This window comes from Botryobacter ruber, from assembly GCF_003347595.2.
Taxonomy (GTDB): domain Bacteria; phylum Bacteroidota; class Bacteroidia; order Cytophagales; family Hymenobacteraceae; genus Pontibacter; species Pontibacter ruber_A.
Genome location: NZ_QCZK02000050.1, coordinates 33,621 through 52,833 on the forward strand (window position 1 = coordinate 33,621; position 19,213 = coordinate 52,833).

Consider the following 19,213-nt stretch of genomic DNA (forward strand, 5'->3'; position numbering starts at 1 on the left):
GGTTACACCAGTTGTTTGAATTGTTGAATGAGTTCGTCGTTCGAGAAAGGCAGGCCCTGTATTTTGTTGTACTGCAACAGTTTCAGGTTATGGAAGTGCATTTTTAAGAGGCTGGCAAACTGGCCGTTGTTAAGTTCGCAGACGAGTATTCTTTTGAACCTGGCCAGCACCTTGGCGGTGTTCCTGGGCAGCGGATTGATGTAATTGAAATGCGCCAGTCCGATGTTGCTGTAGCCTTCCTTGTGCATGTGTTTCACAGCCGAATGCAGTGCGCCGTAGGTGCCGCCCCAGCCCACCACCAGCAAATCGCCGGAGTCGGCAAATTCTGTTTTCAGGCAGGGGATGTTGTATTTTACACGCCTCACTTTTTCGGCCCGGATGTGTGTCATGCGTTCGTGGTTCTCGGGCACATGCGACACGTTGCCCGATACGCTGTCTTTTTCCAGGCCACCCACCCGGTGCTCCAGGCCAGGCGTTCCCGGAACCGCCCAGTTGCGGGCTAAGGTTTGTTTGTCCCGGTCGAAGGGGCTTCCGTTCTCGGTGATTTCTTTTACCCGGCGTGTATGGATCGGCGGCATTTCGGCTACGGATTTGATGCGCCAGGGAGCGGAGCCGTTGGCGATGTAGCCGTCGGTGAGCAGGATAACAGGAGTCATGTGCTCCAGCGCCAGCCGTGCCGCCTCGTAGGCATAAGTGAAGCAGTTGGCAGGGGTGCTGGCAGCAAGTACAATCACGGGGCTGTCGCCGTTGCGGCCGTACATGGCCTGCAGCAGGTCCGATTGCTCTGTTTTGGTGGGCAAACCGGTGGAGGGGCCGCCGCGCTGCACGTTGATGATCACCAGCGGCAACTCCGTCATCACAGCCAGTCCGATGGCTTCGCCTTTCAGCGCCAGCCCGGGACCGGAGGTAGTGGTTACGGCTAAATCACCGGCGAAAGACGCGCCTATAGCCGATGTTATACCGGCAATCTCATCTTCGGCCTGGAAGGCTTTTACGCCAAAATGCTTGTGCTTGACGAGCTCATGTAAAATATCGGTGGCAGGCGTAATGGGGTAGGAGCCTAAAAACAATTCCAGTCCCGACTTTTCGGCAGCAGCTAAGAGTCCCCAGGCCGTAGCCGTATTCCCCATGATAATACGGTAAGCGCCCGACGGCATCCTGGCCGGAGAAATCCGGTAACTGTTCGGGATAAGCTCCAGCGACTCGGCATAGTAGAAGCCTGCATTTAATACTTTGGTGTTGGCCTCGATGAGGTGGGGTTTTGCCTTGAATTTCTTATTGAAAAAACTGATGGTATGCTCGGTGGAGCGGCTGTAGAGCCAGTAGATCATGCCCAGGGCAAACATGTTTTTGCTTCGGGTAATCATGTCATTATCCAGCCCTTCCACGTCTTTCAGCGCTTCGCGGGTCAGGGAAGTCATGCCCACTTCAATCACCTTGTAGTTCTGCAGACTGCCGTCATGAAGCGGATTGGAAACATAGGCTGCCTTCTCCAGGTTCTTCCGGGTAAAGGAATCGGTATCTACGATGATGGTGCTGCCGGGCTTCACGGCGTGCAGGTTCACTTTCAAACCGGCCGGGTTCATGGCTACCAGCAGGTCCACGCTGTCGCCGGGCGTGCTCACCTCTACGCTGCCGATGTGCACCTGAAAGCCTGAAACGCCACACAGGCTGCCCTGGGGCGCCCTGATTTCAGAAGGGTAATTCGGAAAAGTAGCAATGTCATTCCCAAACAAGGCAGAAGTATCGGTAAACTGCGTTCCCGTCAGCTGCATGCCGTCGCCTGAATCCCCCACAAACCGGACCACCACCGTTTCCAGATCCTCAGGTTCAATTTTAACTTTCTCTGTAATCATGACTTGAGCTATATATTAGAGGTGAGAAAACAAGTGGTAGTTTCGGGTAACTAACAATTATTTGTTATTAAAATCAGAAGTTGTTGGAACGTAATACGCACCAGCAGCCGGTTGAAAAAAATAACTATCATTAGTTACATGTGGATCAAATCTAGATTTCTTTTCAAGAATTAAAAATGATCATAATCATCTGGAGCAGTGACCATTGTCATATTTAATGATTTTAAGGAAGTATAACTTCATACTGTCTAATCAAAAAAAACATGTTATGGCACTGATAATTACATCCGACTGCATCAACTGCGATGCCTGCATTTCCAAATGCCCGAACAACGCGATTTACGAACCGGACGAAGAATGGTCGTTCGCTGATGGTACCACTTTAAAAGGGTTGATTTCAAAAATTACAGGTGAAGAAATTGACGCTGATGCTAAAAATGAACCGCTATCAGATGAATTCTATTTTGTTGTTTCCGACAAGTGCACCGAGTGCAAAGGCTTTCATGAAAAGCCGCAGTGTGCCTCTGTCTGCCCGGTAGACTGCTGCATTATAGACGACAGCCTGGAGGAAGCGGAAGATGTGCTCCTGCAGAAGAAAGCCTGGATGCACGGCTCCTGATTTTGATGCCGGCGCAACTGCCTAGTAGCTGCAAACATCTCTTCTTTATGGATTAACGGAAGGCCGGAAAGTTTTCAGGGGTCCTGGAAATTTTTAGGTGCCGGCCTGTTAGTACCTACCTGTCTGATTCAAGGGTGCACACAATAAAAATTCATGATGAAAAAGAATTTCCCAAAGCTGATTTGCGATGCTAATGAGGCGGTAGCCCTGGTAGCGCACAAAACAAACGAAGTCTGTGCTATTTACCCGATTACACCCGCATCGCCGATGGGCGAACACGTGGATGTTTTCAGTGCCGAAGGGCAGACCAATATCTGGAACAACGTTCCGAAGATCGTAGAAATGCAGAGTGAAGGCGGTGCTGCAGGCGCCGTGCACGGTTCCTTGCAGGCGGGAGCGCTGACCACTACTTTTACGGCTTCGCAGGGCCTGCTGCTGATGATTCCGAACATGTATAAAATAGCAGGGGAGCTGCTGCCTTCCGTTATACATGTTGCCGCCCGCACAGTGGCTACCCATGCGCTCTCCATCTTCGGCGACCACTCCGATGTGATGGCCACCAGGCAAACCGGTTTTGCCATGCTCTTTGGCGGAAGTGTGCAGGAGGCCATGGACTTTGCCCTGGTCTCGCAGGTTGCTACCTTACACGCCCGGGTACCTTTCCTGAATATCTTCGACGGCTTCCGTACCTCCCACGAAATTTCCAAAATCGATGCTATCCCCGATAACATCATCCGGGAGATGATGCCCGAAGATAAGATCATGGAGCATAAAAAGCGGTCGCTGGACCCGGACCACCCCGTGATCAGGGGCACTTCCCAGAACCCGGATGTTTTCTTCCAGGCCCGGGAAGCCGCCAACCTGTATTATGCCAAAGTGCCGGACATTGTGCAGGGCGTGATGGACGAATTCAACGCGTATACTGGCAGGCAATATAACCTGTTTGATTACTACGGTGATCCGGAAGCGGAACGCGTGATTATCATCATGGGCTCGGGCGAAGGAGCTGTCCGGGAAACTGTAGAGGTGTTGCAGCACCAGGGCGAAAAAGTAGGGGTGCTGGTGGTGCGGCTGTACAGGCCGTTCTCCTTGAAGCACTTTATGGAAGCGCTGCCGGAATCAGCCCGGAAAATAGCCGTACTCGACCGTACGAAAGAACCCGGAAGCATCGGCGAGCCGTTGTACCTGGACGTGATTTCTGCTTTTGCCGAAAGCGACCGCGAGATGCCGGTAATCGTGGGCGGTCGGTATGGCCTGTCCTCCAAGGAATTTAACCCGGCAATGGTAAAGGCCATTTACGACGAGCTGCTGAAAGACAAACCGAAAAATCATTTCACCATCGGCATCAACGACGACGTTACCCACACCAGTCTGCCGTATAACCCCGAATTCAAAGCGCTTAAAACAACCATCAACTGCCTGTTCTATGGCCTGGGATCGGACGGAACGGTGGGCGCCAACAAAAACTCCATCAAGATTATCGGCGAAACCACCGATAATTATGTGCAGGGCTATTTCGTGTATGATTCCAAAAAAGCAGGGGCGCAAACTGTATCGCACCTGCGCTTCGGCATGGAGCCGATCTTCTCCACTTATCTCATTGATACCGCCGATTTCCTGGCCTGCCACCAGTTTAATTTCATTCACAAGTACGACCTTCTGAAGAACCTGAAGCAAGGGGGCACCTTCCTGTTAAACGCGCCTTTCTCCAAAGATGAAATCTGGGATGAACTGCCGCAGCGGGTGCAGGATGAAATCATAGAAAAAGAGCTCGACTTTTATGTAGTAGATGCTACCCGGGTAGCGCTGGAAGCCAACCTGGGTAACCGCACCAACACCGTGCTGCAGACCTGTTTCTTTGCTATTTCCGGTGTGCTGCCGAAAGAGGAGGCTATCCAGAAAATTAAAGATGCCATCGTAAAATCTTACTCCCACAAAGGCGACAGAATTGTGAAGATGAACTTCGATGCCGTGGATATGTCGTTGGATAACCTGCAGAAAGTAGATTATCCAAAACTGACCACCAGCACCAGGGGGCTCAAACCCACCATCACCGGAAACGCCGACGCCTTTGTCAAAAATGTGCTGGGCAAGATACTGGCCGGAGATGGAGAGGAGTTGCCGGTAAGCGCTTTCCCGGTAGACGGCACCTTCCCGACCGGCACCTCGCAGTTCGAGAAACGCGGTATCGCCGATTTTATACCAGTGTGGGACGATGCCCTTGCCTGTACGCAGTGTAACAAATGCGTCGTCATTTGTCCGCATGCCGCTATCCGGGCCAAAGTGGTTCCCGTGGAAAGCCTGGCCGATGCACCTGCCTCCATCCGAGCTGTGCCTGCCATCGGCCGCCCCTTTAACAGCGCCACCGATTCCTACATCCTGCAGGTGTCGCCCGAAGATTGTACCGGTTGCGATCTGTGTGTAAATATCTGCCCGGCAAAAAGCAAAACGCTGGAGAACGCCAAAGCCATTAATATGCACCGCAAACTGGAGGTAGACACGGTCGAAAACATCAACTGGGACTACTTTGTGAACCTGCCGTACTTCAACCGCGAAGAGCTGCAGGTTTCTACTGTTAAAGGATGCCAGTTCCTGGAGCCCCTGTTCGAGTTCTCAGGCGCCTGCTCCGGCTGCGGCGAAACGCCTTACATCAAAATGCTGACCCAGCTGTACGGCGACAGTATCCTGATCGCCAATGCCACCGGTTGTTCTTCCATTTTCGGCGGAAACCTGCCCACCACGCCTTACAAAACAAACGCAGCGGGCAGAGGCCCCGCCTGGGCAAATTCGCTCTTCGAAGATAATGCCGAGTTCGGGTTAGGCATGCGACTGGCGCTCACGAAAAAGCAGGAAATAGCCGTTGAGCTGCTGAAATCGGTAGAGCACCTGGTGGGCAGCGAGCTGGTAGCCTCCATCCTGCATAACCCGGAACAAACCGAAGCAGAGAAGAGCCAGAAGTTTGCCGACATCGAAACGCTGAAAACCATGCTCAAACTCATTGGCAACACCGACGCCGTAAAACTAAGCCAGCTGACCGAGTACCTCCGCAAGAAAGCCGTGTGGCTGATAGGCGGCGACGGCTGGGCCTACGACATTGGCTATGGCGGTGTAGACCATGTGCTGGCCTCCGGCGAAGACATCAACATCCTGGTGCTCGATACCGAAGTGTACTCCAACACCGGCGGCCAAACCTCTAAGGCTACCCCACTGGGCGCCAGCGCCAAGTTTGCCGTATCGGGCAAGCGCACCGGCAAGAAGAGCCTGGCGCTGCAGGCCATTTCCTACGAGAACGTGTATGTAGCGCAGGTGGCGATCGGGGCCAAAGATTTACAAACCCTGAAAGCCATCGAAGAAGCTGCGGCCTATCCCGGACCGTCCATTATAATCGCCTACTCCCACTGCAGGGAACATGGCTACGATATCAAAGACGGGCTGTCGCACCAGGAGAAAGCGGTGGAAACTGGTTACTGGCCGCTCTTCCGCTACGATCCTTCCAAGCCGAAAGGCAGCCGCTTCAAGCTCGATTCCAAACCGCCTGTTGTACCGGTAGGCGAATTTATGTACAACGAAACCCGCTTTACCCGCGTGGTGCAGGACGATGCGGCTGTAGGGGAAGAGCTGCTGAAGCGCGCGCAGGAAGAAGTGAAAGCCAGGTGGGAGAAGCTGGAGCTGTTAAAGAACAGTTAAAGCCTGTAATGATTTTGTAGAAGTATTCACCTTTAAATAAGACCGATATGAAAGACAAGGCCACTATATTATTTGATGATGCACTGGATAAGCTAAACCGGGCTAAAGAAGAAAGTTTCCGGCCTAAAAAGGATTTAGTGACTTACCTGGTTTGCAAAAATGCACAAGCCTCTATCGAGAACTTCCTGAAAGGGTATCTTCTGCAAAATGAATTTGACCCCTCCAGGTACACCACGCTGGATGAACTCCTCCAAAAATGTAAATCCATTAATAAAAGCTTTGAACAGGTAGATCTAGCTGCTTTTAACTGCAAAGGAGAGAACCTGAACGCCGCATTTTGTAACGACACGCCAAACGCCTGTAAATGTCTGGATGTTTCTGCTAAACTGGAAACCTTTCTGAGACAAGAGAAGATTATCGGATAAACACCCAGGTCCGGTATGTGCAAGAGCTCCGGTTTACCGGAGCTCTTTTTTTGTGTCTGAAGGCGGGTGTTCGTTAGCGAAGCAGTGTGTCGATGGTGTGCTTGCCAGCAGCAGCGGCTGTGGTGGCAGGTGCAGCAAACTTTTTGGGCCTTTAATATGCTCACGAAACCTTTCCAATGAGCAGCAGAGGGAATGGTAGCAGGTGCAGCAAGCTTTTTCCTGCAGTTTAGCTTCGAAACAGGAAAATTTTCTTCTTAAGTAACTGATGTTACGCAGGCATTTTTTGTCCCCCTTTGAAGGGGGCAGGGGGATGATTTACATCTGAGGGCAAAATATTTTTGTACTGGCTGTAGAACCTGAATTTCTTCGCAGTACGTGCGTCATCCCCCTTACCCCCTTCAAAGGGGGACAACTCCTGCTTTTGTAATTTTTTGCGTAACGTCAGTTAAGTAAGTTTTAAGCTAAACATAAGTTACTACCTGAAACCAATCAGTCGGATCGTATCGGTGCTTTGCTTTTATAACCGTACCTTTGCGCACCACCAACACTTTAACCCGCTTATGGATTTTTCTGACCTCGGTTTAGCTGCTCCTTTACTCAGAGCTATCAAAGAACAAGATTACCAGGAGCCTTTTCCTATTCAGCAGCAGGCTATTCCGGCCATTTTAGCGGGCAGCGATGTACTGGGTATTGCGCAAACCGGTTCCGGGAAAACAGCAGGTTTTGCGTTGCCCCTGCTGCAGCAGTTTCAGGAAAAGCAACTGGCAAGAAAACGTTACATAAAAGCGCTGGTGCTGGTGCCTACCCGCGAACTGGCCTTGCAGATTGCCACTGTTTTCCAGGGTTTCAGCACCCATCTGAAGCGGCGGGTAAAAACGCTGGCGGTGTATGGCGGTGTCAGCATTAACCCGCAGATGATGGCGCTGAGCGGAACCGAAATTCTGGTGGCAACACCCGGTCGTTTGCTGGACCTGGTAGACAACAATGCACTGCACCTGTCAGAGGTGGAGGTGCTGGTGCTCGACGAAGCGGATAAAATGTTGAACATGGGGTTTGAGGATGAAATGCGCCGCATCTTTGCCCTCCTGCCCAAAAAGCGGCAAAACCTGCTTTTCTCGGCCACACTGGCCGAGGATGTAAAGGCCATCAAAGCGAAACTGCTACGCGACCCGGTTGTGATTTCCGTTGAAGCGCAGCAGGAGGAAAACCAGCTTGACCTGATAAAGCAGGTAGCCTACCGCGTCAGTCCCGAACGGAAAGGCCCTTTCCTGCGCTACCTCATCCGGAACGAAAATATGGAGCAGGTGCTGGTGTTTGTGTCCAGTATCCGCAATGCGAATAACCTGGTGATCAAGCTCAACAAGAACGGGCTGGAGGCGATGGCGATGCACGGCGATAAAAGCCAGGGTGCCCGTACAGAAGCCCTGCGGCGATTTAAAACCGGAAAGCTGCGCGTGTTGGTGGCAACCGACCTGGCCTCACGCGGCATCGATATCAAGTTCCTGCCTTTCGTGGTAAACTACGACCTGCCGCGTTCCCCAAAAGATTACGTCCACCGGATAGGAAGAACAGGCCGTGCCGGAGCTGCCGGCGAAGCCATTTCCCTGATCACGCCCGAAGACGAGCACCACTTCAAGATCATCCAGAAAAAGATGGGCAAAAAGGTGGAGATGCTAACAAGCGACGACGCGGATCTGCAGGGGTTCTAGCCAAATAGAAGTCCCGGAAGAAGCGCAGTGGCTGTGGTGGCAGGGGCAGAAAAGAAAAGGGAGCAATTTGCGAAAGCTGACAAGGGTAATGTGGTACAGGTATAAAATACTGCCACACAATTAATATTTCTCTACAATACTTTTAGCCGGTTCGTCTTTCCCTAAACTGTCTCTTGTGTTTTTCTGAACTGCAATAGCAGCAAAAAGGCTAAGTAGAAAGGACATTGCGTAAAAACCTTTTTCACTGCGGAGCAAATCGGCATTCCAAAGCCCCACTGCCAGCAGGACCAACGCCAGAATGGTAGAAAACCAACTAAGACCATAGTAGATATGGGTAACAGGAATGCCATCCAGTTGGTCGCGCACACTTTTTTGGAGAGAGATTGCTGAGAACAAGCCATACATGAGTATGGTAAAATAATAACCCTTTTCGTTCAGCAGCATTTCGGCATTCCACAGCCCGATGATGTAAGCTGTAATACCCGTAAGTAAAGTGGCCCAGGAGGCTGCAATAAATGCGATTGATGGTTTCTGATTCATTTTTACCTTTTGTTAAGTGATGAATCAAAGGTAGACCAACCCCCAATCCTTTCTTTTGACAATTGTCAAAAAAGGGAAATATTAAACCTGACTTCTTATCCTGCTCAATGTTTCCTGACTAATGCCAAGGTAAGAAGCAATTTGCCCGAGAGAGACTCTTTGAAGAATATGTGGTGAGGTTTCCATGAGTTGTTCATACCGCTCCCGGGCCGTTTTAAACTGCATGGCCATTAGCCGCTCTTCCAGTCTTATGTAGTACTGCTCATTTATGATCCGCACAAGGCGCTCGAGGTCCTGATGCAAATCGAACAACTGGTTCAGGGCTTCAAAACGAATAGCCCATAAGGTGGAGTCTTCCAAGATTTGTATGTTTTCTACACCCGGTTTTCGGGAAATGAAGCTATAAAAAGAAGTAACAAAGTTATTTTCGAAGCCAAACCAATAGGTAATTTCCTTCCCATCCAGATTATAATATCCTCGTAAACAACCTTTTTCAAGAAAGTACAGATTACTGCAAACCATTCCTTCCTGTATAAGAAAAGAATTTCGTGAGATCTCCACCCTCGTTAAAGCTTTGGCAAGAGCCTCCCAGGCTTCTGAAGAAATGGGGTAATATTGTGATATGCAATTGAATAGGCTATTCATTCAAAACTCTTTTACCTTTAGGTTGGAATTTCTTTGTTAGAAAAAAAGGAGGATGTAAAGTTAAGATAAGCATCAGAAATTATAACTGTCAACCTATTTCAGGACGGGACAAAATTGCATAAAAAAAGCCTCTCAGCGTTAACTGAGAGGCTTTTGTGTAGACCGAAGGAGTGAATTATCGAACTTTTTCCACAAAGATTTTGAGGCTTTAGATACATATTTTCAAGTAGGAGAGTAGTGTATTTACAGCTCCTGCTTTATATAGCACTTGTTATAACCAAATAATAAAGGTAAGTCCAGTCGGGAGTGTAATTTAAACTGACACAGTTTAAATTACACTCCCTCATATATTGGTTAGAGAAATCAACCTTATCCTCAGCGCCAGTGGCTACAAACATTTCCACATATATGAACTGTACAGAAACCAGTACTAGTTTTGTTAGCAGACCATATATTATCATCTGCATCAGGCTTTTGTCGTTGCTTGCTGTAGTGGTATTCTGGTTCATAGTCAGCCCCTTTTACTTACTATACTATACGGATGCATACTGTTCCCAGTGTTTTTGAGAATGGCTTTTTGGGTCAGAAGATTCTCCCTTGTAGTTAAGTCGGTTTATTTAAGTGTAAAGACATCTATTAATCAGTGACGATTCAGCAGGCTAACGCATAAACTTTTTGGCTTATACTACGGCTTACTTCGCCTGTTGCTTTGCTGCAATAATATCTTTAAACGGTCCATACTTGTGCTGTTCTTCACTAAAGCCATCAGAATATGGTCCGAAAGGATGGTCATATGGCTTCTTGGAGATGTCCGGCCAGTCTTTGCCAATGTCTTTCTTAGGACGCGGCATAGAGTTTACGTAGGCCGCCAGATCCCAGGCTTCTTCGTCGGTTAGTTGTGGTTTGTCGTAGGTAGCTCCTAGTGGCATGTTGGCTTTCACATACTTGGCAAAATTAGAGATACGGTACAAGCCGGCCCCGTCGTTGTAGCTATGTTCTCCCCAAAGCGGCGGGTATGTATACTCTGCGCTTCCTTCACCTTTTATACCCTGCCCGTCGGCTCCGTGGCAAACCTGGCACTTCTGTGCGTAGATCGGTTTGCCCAACTCGGGGCTGGCAGCATGGTCCAGCATTTCAATTTCAATTAAACCGGAGCCTTTAGGAGTTTCCCCTTTTGTTACATCCTTGCCGACCCAGTTTATATAGGCTACCATTGCCTGCATCTCTTTGGAGTCCGCCTTTAGCGGCTGGCCATTAAGGCTGCGTTCAAAGCAGTCGTTCACACGTTTTACTGCGTCTTCTTCCACACCTGATCTGGCTCTGACTTTAGGGTATGTGGTAGCTACACGGGAGTAGTTGTTGCCGAAGGTTTTGGTGCCCGCATCCAGGTGGCAGTTCTGGCAGTTAAGGCCGTTGGAGATGTGTAATACGCTACCCTCTGGCCCCAGGTACTCTGCCGTATGTGCTACCAGTTCACGGCCGTAGCGAATCTGATTGCCTTTAGGGTTGGCTGGTAGCGATGCCAGGTCAGGAGCCTTCCACATATCATCTTCAACTTCCGGGGCAGCGGGTTCGCTTGATGTACTATCTGTAAATACCTGTGCAAGGTCTGGTAGGTAAGTATGAACTGGTGTTACCCGTAAAATAACAACTATAACTACCAGCAGAATGGTTACGAAGGTACTTATTCCGACCAAACTGGAGAGCTTTACCAACAGGCTCCCGAAGTCTTGTTCCTGATTTCTTTTCATGGAAAATAAGGCATGATGATTTACAGTACAAGCTATCCATTATATACATAGAATTCTGTGATATATGTCACACAACAAAAGATATTAGAAGTATTTTGATGTGTACCTAAAGCAAAAGAGCAGGAAGTATAAACCCCCTGCTCAGAAACAAACACTAAACTAACATCCTTATCTGAAAGTGTAATCCACGTTAGGCAACTGCGAAAGTACCGGCGACTCCAGGTCAAGCGCTTTGGCTCTTCCTTCAATTTTTGGAGACACAGTGCCGTTGGTTTTCAGGTACTCTTCAATTACATCGTGTACTGTATAATCCAGCACTTTAGGGTCTTTCGCATTTGGCATGCGGCAAAGTACGTGGTCTGGCTCACCGGTGCGGCGGCAGGCAGCCATGGTATACTCCTTTTTCAAGTCTAGTGGCTTACCACCTACCGTGATAGACTGCACACGTTCTCCTTTAGGTGCATTTGCTTTAAAAGTAAGCTCCATTCCGGAGAAACGAACCACCCAACCCCCGAAGCGCTCCAGCGGCTTCTCGGCGAACACATTATGCAGTTCCTGCTCCATCCAGTTTTTTATCTGCTGGCCGGTTGCCTTACCTGTTTTTACATTCTCGTTCACAGGTAGCATGTTCCAAACGTCGCTGTAGGTAATAGGCGCTTTTCCTGATTCGTCAGGCACGATAGGCGTACCAAATCTGAAACCGTTAGATATAGCAATGTCAGCACCGGTTTTCCAGCGAACGGCGTCCGTGATCATGTTGTCCAGTGCATTCTCAACTACCAGGTAACGGTAGAGTGGGGTAGTAGTATAGCCTAACACACGGCTTATTTGCTCTTTGTATGGCGCCATCTGTTCGTCCACAATTTTCTGTACAACCGGATCAGCTGGGTACACTTTAGGGTCTACATCTATCAATTCGTAGCGCTGGTCCACTACCTTGCCATCCTTTACTTCCAGGTCCAGGCGACCAACAAAAGAACCGAATCCGCCTGGCTCTACTACCTGCGCATACTTGCGTTTTAGTGGTTTCCGGATTCTTTCATGCGTGTCGTTGCCAAGTATAAAATCAACGCCTTCATTCTCAGGCTGATCGGCCAGGTAAATTTGCTTGGAGATGCCCAGGTGCGTTACCAGAAACAGGATGTCTACTCCTTTTTCTTCCTTCAGCTCTTTGATAAGCGGTTGCATATTATCTTCCAGACCCTTAAAAACTAGCCCTTTGCTAAATACAGGGTTCTGGCGCACCGGTACTTCTGGGTCGTTGTAGGAGATAAAGCCCAGCTTAACGCCTTTCATTTCTTTAATGATGTAAGGAGGGTAGAGCATGGTGGATGTAGCTTCGTCGTAAATATTTGCGCACACTACCGGTTTGCCATATGATGCCAGCACACTGCGCATTTTCTGGCTACCAAAGATCACTTCCCAGTTCCCCGGGATCAGGAAGTCATACTCCATCGCTTTGATTACGGGGGCAATCGCATCACCTTCCGACAGGGCTGCCACGGCGCTTCCCTGGATAAGGTCGCCACCGTCAACGATTACGGTACCTTCGGGATTTTCTGATTTCACCTGCTTAAAGAGTGTTTGTATGTTGGCTACGCCGCCGCGCTCTTTAAACACAAATTCTCCGTTCTCGACAAACATTTCCTGGTGGGGCATCAGCTGTCCGTGGATGTCTGCTGTCTGAAGTATGGTGATGGTCTCAGCACCATCGTTATTGGTTGTTGATTCGTTTTGCCCCGCAGTCTGGCAGGAAGTTACCGCAGCCAAACCAATTACCGGTAAGGCAGAAAGTATAAGTTTTTTGAAGTTTAGCTTCATGGCTTCTGTTGTTAAATAGTAGTACAGGATTGTGCCTAACGTTATAGGCTTACCCAGTTGTGGTGATCGATTCCGGAATAGAAATGCCTCCGTTAGAAAGAGACAACACACTAACATGAACAGGCATGCGAGTGAAGTATGCAGGCAAAACAGGTGTATAAACTACCTTGTGCTGCAACAAACGGAAAGAAATTAGCTAAGCCGGGGTGGATCGGGCTCTAAGTAAATGCCAGGGGAGTAATAGCTGCTCTGGTCAAAACCGGATTTCTCAAAGTCCGGGTATAAGGGTATAAAAATTAAATTATCAGCTGCGGCGGTGCAGAGTAACTTGACTGAGCAAAGCACTTCTACAGTACCTTCTTCCGACTTGTTCTTAGTGTCCGGCACTTTGTTTAGCAGCTGCTTGCTAATAAAAGTTTTAGCAGTAGGTGCCAGTAACTGTTTTTTCGTTTCTTTTTTTAAGCAAACCTTTTTCAGTAACACACCTGCACGTTCCATAGGCACGAAGCTGATGCCGGTCAGCGTCGAGAGATGTATAAATAACATCAGCATGGCCCATATGTGCAGGTAGTTTCTCAAATGCCTTTTTAAGGGAATAACGCTACAGTTGCGCTGTTCTGTTTTACAAAGCAAACAAAACTCCGATTAACTATCGGTGACTATTGTCACACTGACTCTTTCCGAAAAGTGTGTTCTTGCAAACAGAACAATAATTGCAGCTTAAACCTTAACAAAAACCATGAGAAATTGGATTAACGCGATTGCTATTGTTCTGCTTTTTGCCTTTGCCGGCTGTCAGCAGGATACAGGAGACAGAAAAGTAAACTTAACAGCAACAGAAGTAAAACAACTAATCGATTCTGAAAAGGAAATTGTGGTACTGGACGTACGAACACTGTACGAATTTCAGGAAGGTCATTTAGAAGGTGCCATCAACATAGATTATACTTCCCCGGGTTTTGAGCAGGAAATAGCAAAACTGGATACCGCCTCCACTTACCTGCTATACTGTAAATCGGGCAACAGAAGCGGCAGGGCAACTGCTGTCATGCAAAACAACAATTTCAAACACCTTTATAACGCAACTGTAGGTTTTGATGCCCTTAGAGCTGAAGGCATACAAACTTACTAAACTATGGAAATATCAGATAAAAGAATCATACATCTCAGCTTTTTCTGGCTGGTGCTGTTGTTGATTGCGGTAACAGACTACATCAGCGCCCCGATAGCTTTATTTACAGGTATACTTTTAGGACTGATTTTCGATAATCCGTATCCGGCAAAACTTAGCAAGGTTACCAAGTACTCGCTTCAGGCATCGGTGGTAGGCCTAGGTTTTGGCATTAACGTGTACCAGGTAGCCGAAACCGGCCTGACAGGTTTTTTCTATACTGCCTTGTCCCTTATCGTGACGATGGTGGTTGGGCTACTACTAGCGAAGCTATTCGGAGTGGAAAAGAAGCTGAACCATCTTATCTCGGCGGGTACTGCTATTTGTGGGGGAAGCGCCATTGCGGCTGTGGCTCCGGCTATTAAAGCATCTGAAAAAGAAATATCGGTGGCGCTTGGCGTGGTGTTTATCTTAAATGCACTGGCAATGTTTATTTTCCCGGTAGTGGGTAAACAGTTGCAGCTTTCGCAGGAGCAGTTTGGTATTTGGGCCGCCATTGCCATACATGATACCAGCTCGGTAGTTGGGGCAGCAACACAGTTCGGTGAAAAAGCCCTTGAAATAGCCACTACCCTTAAACTTACCCGTGCCCTTTGGATACTGCCGATGGTGCTGATCACTGGGTTTTTGTTCAAATCTGAAGGAAAAGCCAGCTTCCCGAAGTTTATACTTTTCTTTTTAGTGGCATCCCTTTTCAGCACCTTTCTGAGTGGCCTGAGCGAAGTATACGGCTGGCTGACGATGCTGGCCAGAAAAGGCTTGACCATCAGTTTGTTCTTGACCGGTGCGGGCATCAGCCTGTCTTTGCTCAGAACCATCAGTATAAGGCCTTTCCTGCAGGGGATAGTGCTTTGGCTGCTAGTAGCAACAGGTGCGCTGATAGCGGTTTACTATGTAACATAAAGAAACTGGCAGTACGTACTTATTTAACATGTACAGGTACTTGTCTCATCATTAAACCTTTGTAACAATGAATTTAAGAAAACATATAGGCATTCCTTTTTTAGTTGCGCCGGCTATACTTGCCGCTGCCTGTACAAACACAGCCCAAACATCAACTGGAACAAGCCTAGCAGAGGAGCAGGAGCAGAAGTCTATTCATATTCTGCATACCAACGACATGCATGGCACCTATATGCCTTTCCTGACAACAACCGGTAACGCGACTGCCCAAACCGGCGACCTAGGTCGCGACACGCTCATCACGTTTAACCAGGCAGCAAAGATTGGTGGTTTTGCCTATCTGGCCAGCGCCGTAGAAAAGGTGCGAAGCGAGAAAGGTGCCGGTAACGTGCTGCTGCTGGATGGCGGCGATACATTCGGGGATGACCAGCTGGGCAACATTACCAAAGGCGAAGCCATGATACGCCTGATGAACACGCTCAACTATGACCTGATGGCACTTGGCAACCATGATTTTGACTATGGCTTGCAGCGAACGCGGGAGCTGGAGCAGATGGCCAAGTTCCCGATGCGTGCTGCCAACATCATAGATGAGAGTTCGCAGCAGCCTGTGTTCGGGGAGCCATACTTGGTTAAAGAGCTAAATGGCGTAAAGGTGGCCGTGCTGGCGCTTGGTTATCGCAACACACCTAAAACGGGTAACCCGGATAATGTGAAAGGGCTACGCTTTATGGTAGGGCAGGAAGCTGCCCGGAAGTATGTGCCCGAACTACGCCAGAAAGCCGATGTAGTGGTGGTGCTTTCGCATGAAGGTACAGCCGTGGATTACAAAATGGCCCGCGAAGTGGAAGGTATAGATTTAATTATCGGAGCCCACAGCCACGATATACTGGAGCCGCGCAAAAAGATTGGCCAGACCTATGTAGTACAGGCACTGTCTGACGACGCAGTACTTGGCGATGCAGAGCTGATCATGGCTGGCAACAAACTGGCAGATGTGAAAACGCATTACCATTGGCTTTGGAACGACAAATTGCAGCCAGACCAAAAGGTGCAGGCACTGGTAGACGAACTGCGCAAACCACACCTGAGCAAGCTAGAGGAAAACGTAGTGGAAAGCAAAGACATTATCGGAAGACAGTATAAATCTGAGAGTCCGTTTGATAAGCTGGTAGGAAATCTGCTGCTGGAAGGATATAAAGGCGATGTTGCCATTATGCCGGGAGTTGGCTATGGTATATCTCTAAAGCCCGGAATGGTGACAAGCGAAGAGATCTACAAGCTGCTGCCACACCCATCCAAGATCGTAACCCTGACCATGACAGGAAAGCAGCTAAAGCAAACGCTGGAGCAAACCGCCAAGAACCTGAAACCGGATAACAAACTGGCAGCCGTGGGTGGCCTTATCCAGACAACCGGCATCCGGTACGAAATGGATCTTACCAAACCTATCGGACAGCGTATCAGTAACGTGATGATCAAAAACCAGCCTGTAAGCGATACGCAAAGCTATGCAATTGTAACACATGGTGGCTTGCTGACCGGTTTGCACAACTACGATGAAATAGGGAAGGGGCAGCAAATCAAAAGAACTGATAAACCACTTACCGAATTCATCATCGAAAAGCTTAAGGAAAAGAAAACAGTTACTAAGCCTGCTAACATGGGTGAAGTAACCATTAAACGCTAAGTATAAAACACATGTCTCGTCCTGAATTAGGTTGACAGGATTACACTCCCGTAATACGCTTGAAATTCATTAACGTGTTTCGGATCCCTTCTCTGACGCTTCCGGTTGCCGTTTCAAAAAATATCTCTTCCTGCCGCTTGTAAGTCCAGTTTGAAAACCAGGCAAACACCACGATTATGACCATCAGCGGAAGCTTTTCTAAAATTACTTGGCTCGCTTCCCCCTTATAATAGAGCATCGTGCAATACCCAATTAAGGGTAGAAGCATAAGGACACTGTTCCAACTGCCCACTGTTCTCCAGAAGCTACTTTTCTCTTGTAGTTCTTCGAGGGTGCTGTTGGAGTTGAGGATTATTTTGTTCAGATCTTCTGGGCTATGCGCCTGTTGTTTAACTTCCTGCTGCTGGGCAGCGATCCAGTGTTTTTTGAATTCATCCAGTTCCATATTATCCTATGTTTACAAGTCCTGACGCTACCAGTGTTCTTAGCCTGGCTTTTATTTTATTTAATTTAAAACCCACGTTTGATTCTTAAAGGCCCATGATCTCCGCTATTTCTTTGTAGCTGCACTCTTCCAGGTAAAGCAGGGTCAAGGCCTGTTCCACTTGGGAGAGTTGTCTGATGCCCTGGTACATCAGGATCAAATTCTCATCAACATCGCCATCCAGGACGGGTAACTTAAAGGCCTCTGTACCGAGCTCTGCAAACCTTGCTCTTTTAGTCTCTTTTCTTACTCTGGTAATAGCCGTATTCAAGGCAACCCAGTACATCCAGGTGGTTATTTTGGATTCCTACTGAAAAAAAGAGAAGGATTTCCAAAGCTGGAGCACAATGTCTTGAAACAGATCTTCTCTGTCTTCTTTCGTGTTGCAATACATGTTGCATACCTTGAGAATAAGGCCTTGGTGCTGGGTGATGAGTAAAAGAAATGGCTCTTTCAAATCGTTTGTTTTTCCTATTAGTCGTCTAAAGTTGGAAAAACTTAGAGAGATAGTAATCTTTTTTTTATTCAGGAGAAACAGTACCGGGGAGGAGCTTTATGTTGCTAAGTTATCAAATGGAATGACCATCGAATATTAGCCTTCTGCCACCTTACAAATATGAAACTTTTTTGACATCATATACTGAAAATCAAATGGTGTTGATGCGGGCTAAAAAATGCAGGAAGGGAGTAACAATACTAAAATCGTATTTGTTATTTTTTTGTTACTCTGGAAACAAAAAACCCGCTTATTTAAAGAAATAAGCGGGTTTTTATGGGTTACTGTGTAGTCCGTAGGGGAATCGTGATTCCTACACAAACAGATAATTATCAATGCTTTACGTGGCTTCTGTTTTGCGACTCACCGAATCACGCACCACTTGTTTGCTTCAGTTTAGCTGCAAATGCTATAGAACAAATATAGCATTATTGGTTTTAAGAATCAATTATGTTCTTCCTGGATTGCTCCTGAATGTTCAACGTGTAAGATAAATTTCCGATTCGAATAAGTGTTATATCTCGCGGTTTAGTGCGAGAAGCAAGATGTATTTTTGTAAACAAAAAAGGCTCCACCCCCTGGTCAGAGCCTTCCAAAGATTGCCTCGGAACTCGGCTTCATTTCTTTTTCAAAAGCAACACCACTTCACACAACGAAAGCTTTTTTATTGCTCTATTCCGGAAGACACTGAAATAAGACTGTTGAAATATGGAAAACCCTTTGGGTTTACCACATTCCAACAGCATGGTAGTAATGGTAGCAATGCGACGGCAGAGTTTTACCTCTACCTTAGCAGACCAAGGTCACCTCTTGTAATCCCCTTTTGCTTATGAAGAAAGAAATTGAAATGACTAAGAATGCTTTACTCTTTTCTTAACGACAGCAGAGCGGTCGAGCCGCTGGCCCGGCTTGAGGGATTGAGAGATGATAAAAGTAACTGCCTCTATCCGTTCTTTAGGAGCACGACTGAGCCAGTAGAGCAGGTCTTCCTGCTCGTCTATCTCTTTCATCGGACCCTTTCGTACTACAGCCTGTATTCGCATATTTTCTTTTTAATAGCAGGGGACATTTTTCAAGTAGCTCCTTTACAAATATACTATTTTTGATGAACTCTTGTTGTAGCAATTAAGGTCAGTCCCATTACCTCAAAGGATTTAGTACAGCACTTATTCTCTTCTGCCGGTACGCTTCTAAACTTACTTCTCAGTATCCCCATGTCTTGGCTTACCTTTATGTCGAGCACCTTGGCGTAGTGCTGGGTGGTCTTGATGGAGGTGTGGCCGAGCATCTTCGAAACGCTCTCCATAGGTACACCGTTGAATAGCGTAACAGTGGTGGCGAATGTGTGGCGGGCGGTGTGGAACGTAACAGGCTTGGTGATACCGCACACGTCCATAATCTCCTTGAGGTAAGCGT

Annotated in this window: 18 protein-coding genes; 7 read left to right on the plus strand and 11 right to left on the minus strand. The window is 47.9% G+C overall.

What is annotated here, in order from left to right; genetic code table 11:
- Window positions 1-2 precede the first annotated feature (2 nt).
- Window positions 3-1,856 carry a 2-oxoacid:acceptor oxidoreductase subunit alpha gene (locus tag DCW36_RS16515; RefSeq protein ID WP_114783610.1) on the minus strand — a complete coding sequence of 618 codons (1,854 nt, stop codon included), beginning with the start codon at window positions 1,854-1,856 and terminating at the stop codon, window positions 3-5.
- Window positions 1,857-2,124: 268 nt separating this feature from the next.
- Here DCW36_RS16515 and DCW36_RS16520 point away from each other — a divergent pair, with 268 nt between their 5' ends.
- The 4 genes from DCW36_RS16520 to DCW36_RS16535 all read left to right on the plus strand — a co-directional run bounded on the left by DCW36_RS16520 (window position 2,125) and on the right by DCW36_RS16535 (window position 8,296).
- Window positions 2,125-2,475 carry a 4Fe-4S dicluster domain-containing protein gene (locus DCW36_RS16520; protein WP_114783612.1) on the plus strand — a complete coding sequence of 117 codons (351 nt, stop codon included), beginning with the start codon at window positions 2,125-2,127 and terminating at the stop codon, window positions 2,473-2,475.
- A gap of 153 nt (window positions 2,476-2,628) precedes the next feature.
- Window positions 2,629-6,162: a pyruvate:ferredoxin (flavodoxin) oxidoreductase gene (gene nifJ, locus DCW36_RS16525; protein ID WP_240676213.1), complete on the plus strand. Its 3,534-nt coding sequence runs from the start codon at window positions 2,629-2,631 to the stop codon at window positions 6,160-6,162.
- A 47-nt stretch (window positions 6,163-6,209) separates the two neighbouring features.
- Window positions 6,210-6,587, plus strand: a complete 378-nt coding sequence (locus DCW36_RS16530) for a HEPN domain-containing protein (protein ID WP_114783614.1) — start codon at window positions 6,210-6,212, stop codon at window positions 6,585-6,587.
- Window positions 6,588-7,147: 560 nt separating this feature from the next.
- On the plus strand, window positions 7,148-8,296 hold the full coding sequence (locus DCW36_RS16535; protein ID WP_114783616.1) for a DEAD/DEAH box helicase: 1,149 nt from the start codon (window positions 7,148-7,150) through the stop codon (window positions 8,294-8,296).
- A 120-nt stretch (window positions 8,297-8,416) separates the two neighbouring features.
- Here the strand turns inward: DCW36_RS16535 and yiaA are convergent, their stop codons facing one another.
- From yiaA to DCW36_RS16560, 5 genes are all read right to left on the minus strand, one after another.
- On the minus strand, window positions 8,417-8,836 hold the full coding sequence (gene yiaA, locus DCW36_RS16540) for an inner membrane protein YiaA (protein ID WP_114783618.1): 420 nt from the start codon (window positions 8,834-8,836) through the stop codon (window positions 8,417-8,419).
- Between the two features lie 81 nt (window positions 8,837-8,917).
- On the minus strand, window positions 8,918-9,481 hold the full coding sequence (locus DCW36_RS16545) for a Crp/Fnr family transcriptional regulator (RefSeq protein ID WP_114783620.1): 564 nt from the start codon (window positions 9,479-9,481) through the stop codon (window positions 8,918-8,920).
- Window positions 9,482-10,173: 692 nt separating this feature from the next.
- On the minus strand, window positions 10,174-11,232 hold the full coding sequence (locus DCW36_RS16550; RefSeq protein WP_114783624.1) for a c-type cytochrome: 1,059 nt from the start codon (window positions 11,230-11,232) through the stop codon (window positions 10,174-10,176).
- Between the two features lie 168 nt (window positions 11,233-11,400).
- Entirely contained in the window at window positions 11,401-13,053 is a 1,653-nt protein-coding gene (locus tag DCW36_RS16555; protein WP_114783626.1) for a bifunctional metallophosphatase/5'-nucleotidase, read from the minus strand.
- Between the two features lie 192 nt (window positions 13,054-13,245).
- Window positions 13,246-13,605 (minus strand): hypothetical protein, encoded by a 360-nt coding sequence (locus tag DCW36_RS16560; RefSeq protein ID WP_114783628.1) that lies wholly within the window; start codon window positions 13,603-13,605, stop codon window positions 13,246-13,248.
- Window positions 13,606-13,792: 187 nt separating this feature from the next.
- On the opposite strand from DCW36_RS16560, the gene DCW36_RS16565 reads away from it, so the two are divergent.
- From DCW36_RS16565 to DCW36_RS16575, 3 genes are all read left to right on the plus strand, one after another.
- Window positions 13,793-14,185, plus strand: coding sequence for a rhodanese-like domain-containing protein (locus tag DCW36_RS16565; protein WP_114783630.1), 393 nt, complete (start codon window positions 13,793-13,795; stop codon window positions 14,183-14,185).
- A 3-nt stretch (window positions 14,186-14,188) separates the two neighbouring features.
- Window positions 14,189-15,127 (plus strand): YeiH family protein, encoded by a 939-nt coding sequence (locus tag DCW36_RS16570; RefSeq protein ID WP_114783632.1) that lies wholly within the window; start codon window positions 14,189-14,191, stop codon window positions 15,125-15,127.
- A gap of 67 nt (window positions 15,128-15,194) precedes the next feature.
- Window positions 15,195-16,817 carry a bifunctional metallophosphatase/5'-nucleotidase gene (locus DCW36_RS16575; RefSeq protein WP_114783634.1) on the plus strand — a complete coding sequence of 541 codons (1,623 nt, stop codon included), beginning with the start codon at window positions 15,195-15,197 and terminating at the stop codon, window positions 16,815-16,817.
- Between the two features lie 40 nt (window positions 16,818-16,857).
- Here DCW36_RS16575 and DCW36_RS16580 read toward each other — a convergent pair whose 3' ends face one another.
- From DCW36_RS16580 to DCW36_RS16595, 5 genes are all read right to left on the minus strand, one after another.
- Window positions 16,858-17,262 (minus strand): hypothetical protein, encoded by a 405-nt coding sequence (locus tag DCW36_RS16580; RefSeq protein ID WP_114783636.1) that lies wholly within the window; start codon window positions 17,260-17,262, stop codon window positions 16,858-16,860.
- An 85-nt stretch (window positions 17,263-17,347) separates the two neighbouring features.
- A complete protein-coding gene (locus DCW36_RS22765; RefSeq protein ID WP_205702959.1) occupies window positions 17,348-17,587 on the minus strand; it encodes an RNA polymerase sigma factor in 240 nt (79 codons plus the stop codon).
- A gap of 21 nt (window positions 17,588-17,608) precedes the next feature.
- Window positions 17,609-17,695, minus strand: coding sequence for a hypothetical protein (locus DCW36_RS23040; RefSeq protein WP_394344816.1), 87 nt, complete (start codon window positions 17,693-17,695; stop codon window positions 17,609-17,611).
- Between the two features lie 953 nt (window positions 17,696-18,648).
- A complete protein-coding gene (locus DCW36_RS16590; RefSeq protein WP_114783638.1) occupies window positions 18,649-18,840 on the minus strand; it encodes a hypothetical protein in 192 nt (63 codons plus the stop codon).
- A gap of 53 nt (window positions 18,841-18,893) precedes the next feature.
- Window positions 18,894-19,213 (minus strand): tyrosine-type recombinase/integrase (locus DCW36_RS16595; RefSeq protein WP_164891164.1); only part of this gene is annotated, 320 nt, incomplete at its 5' end.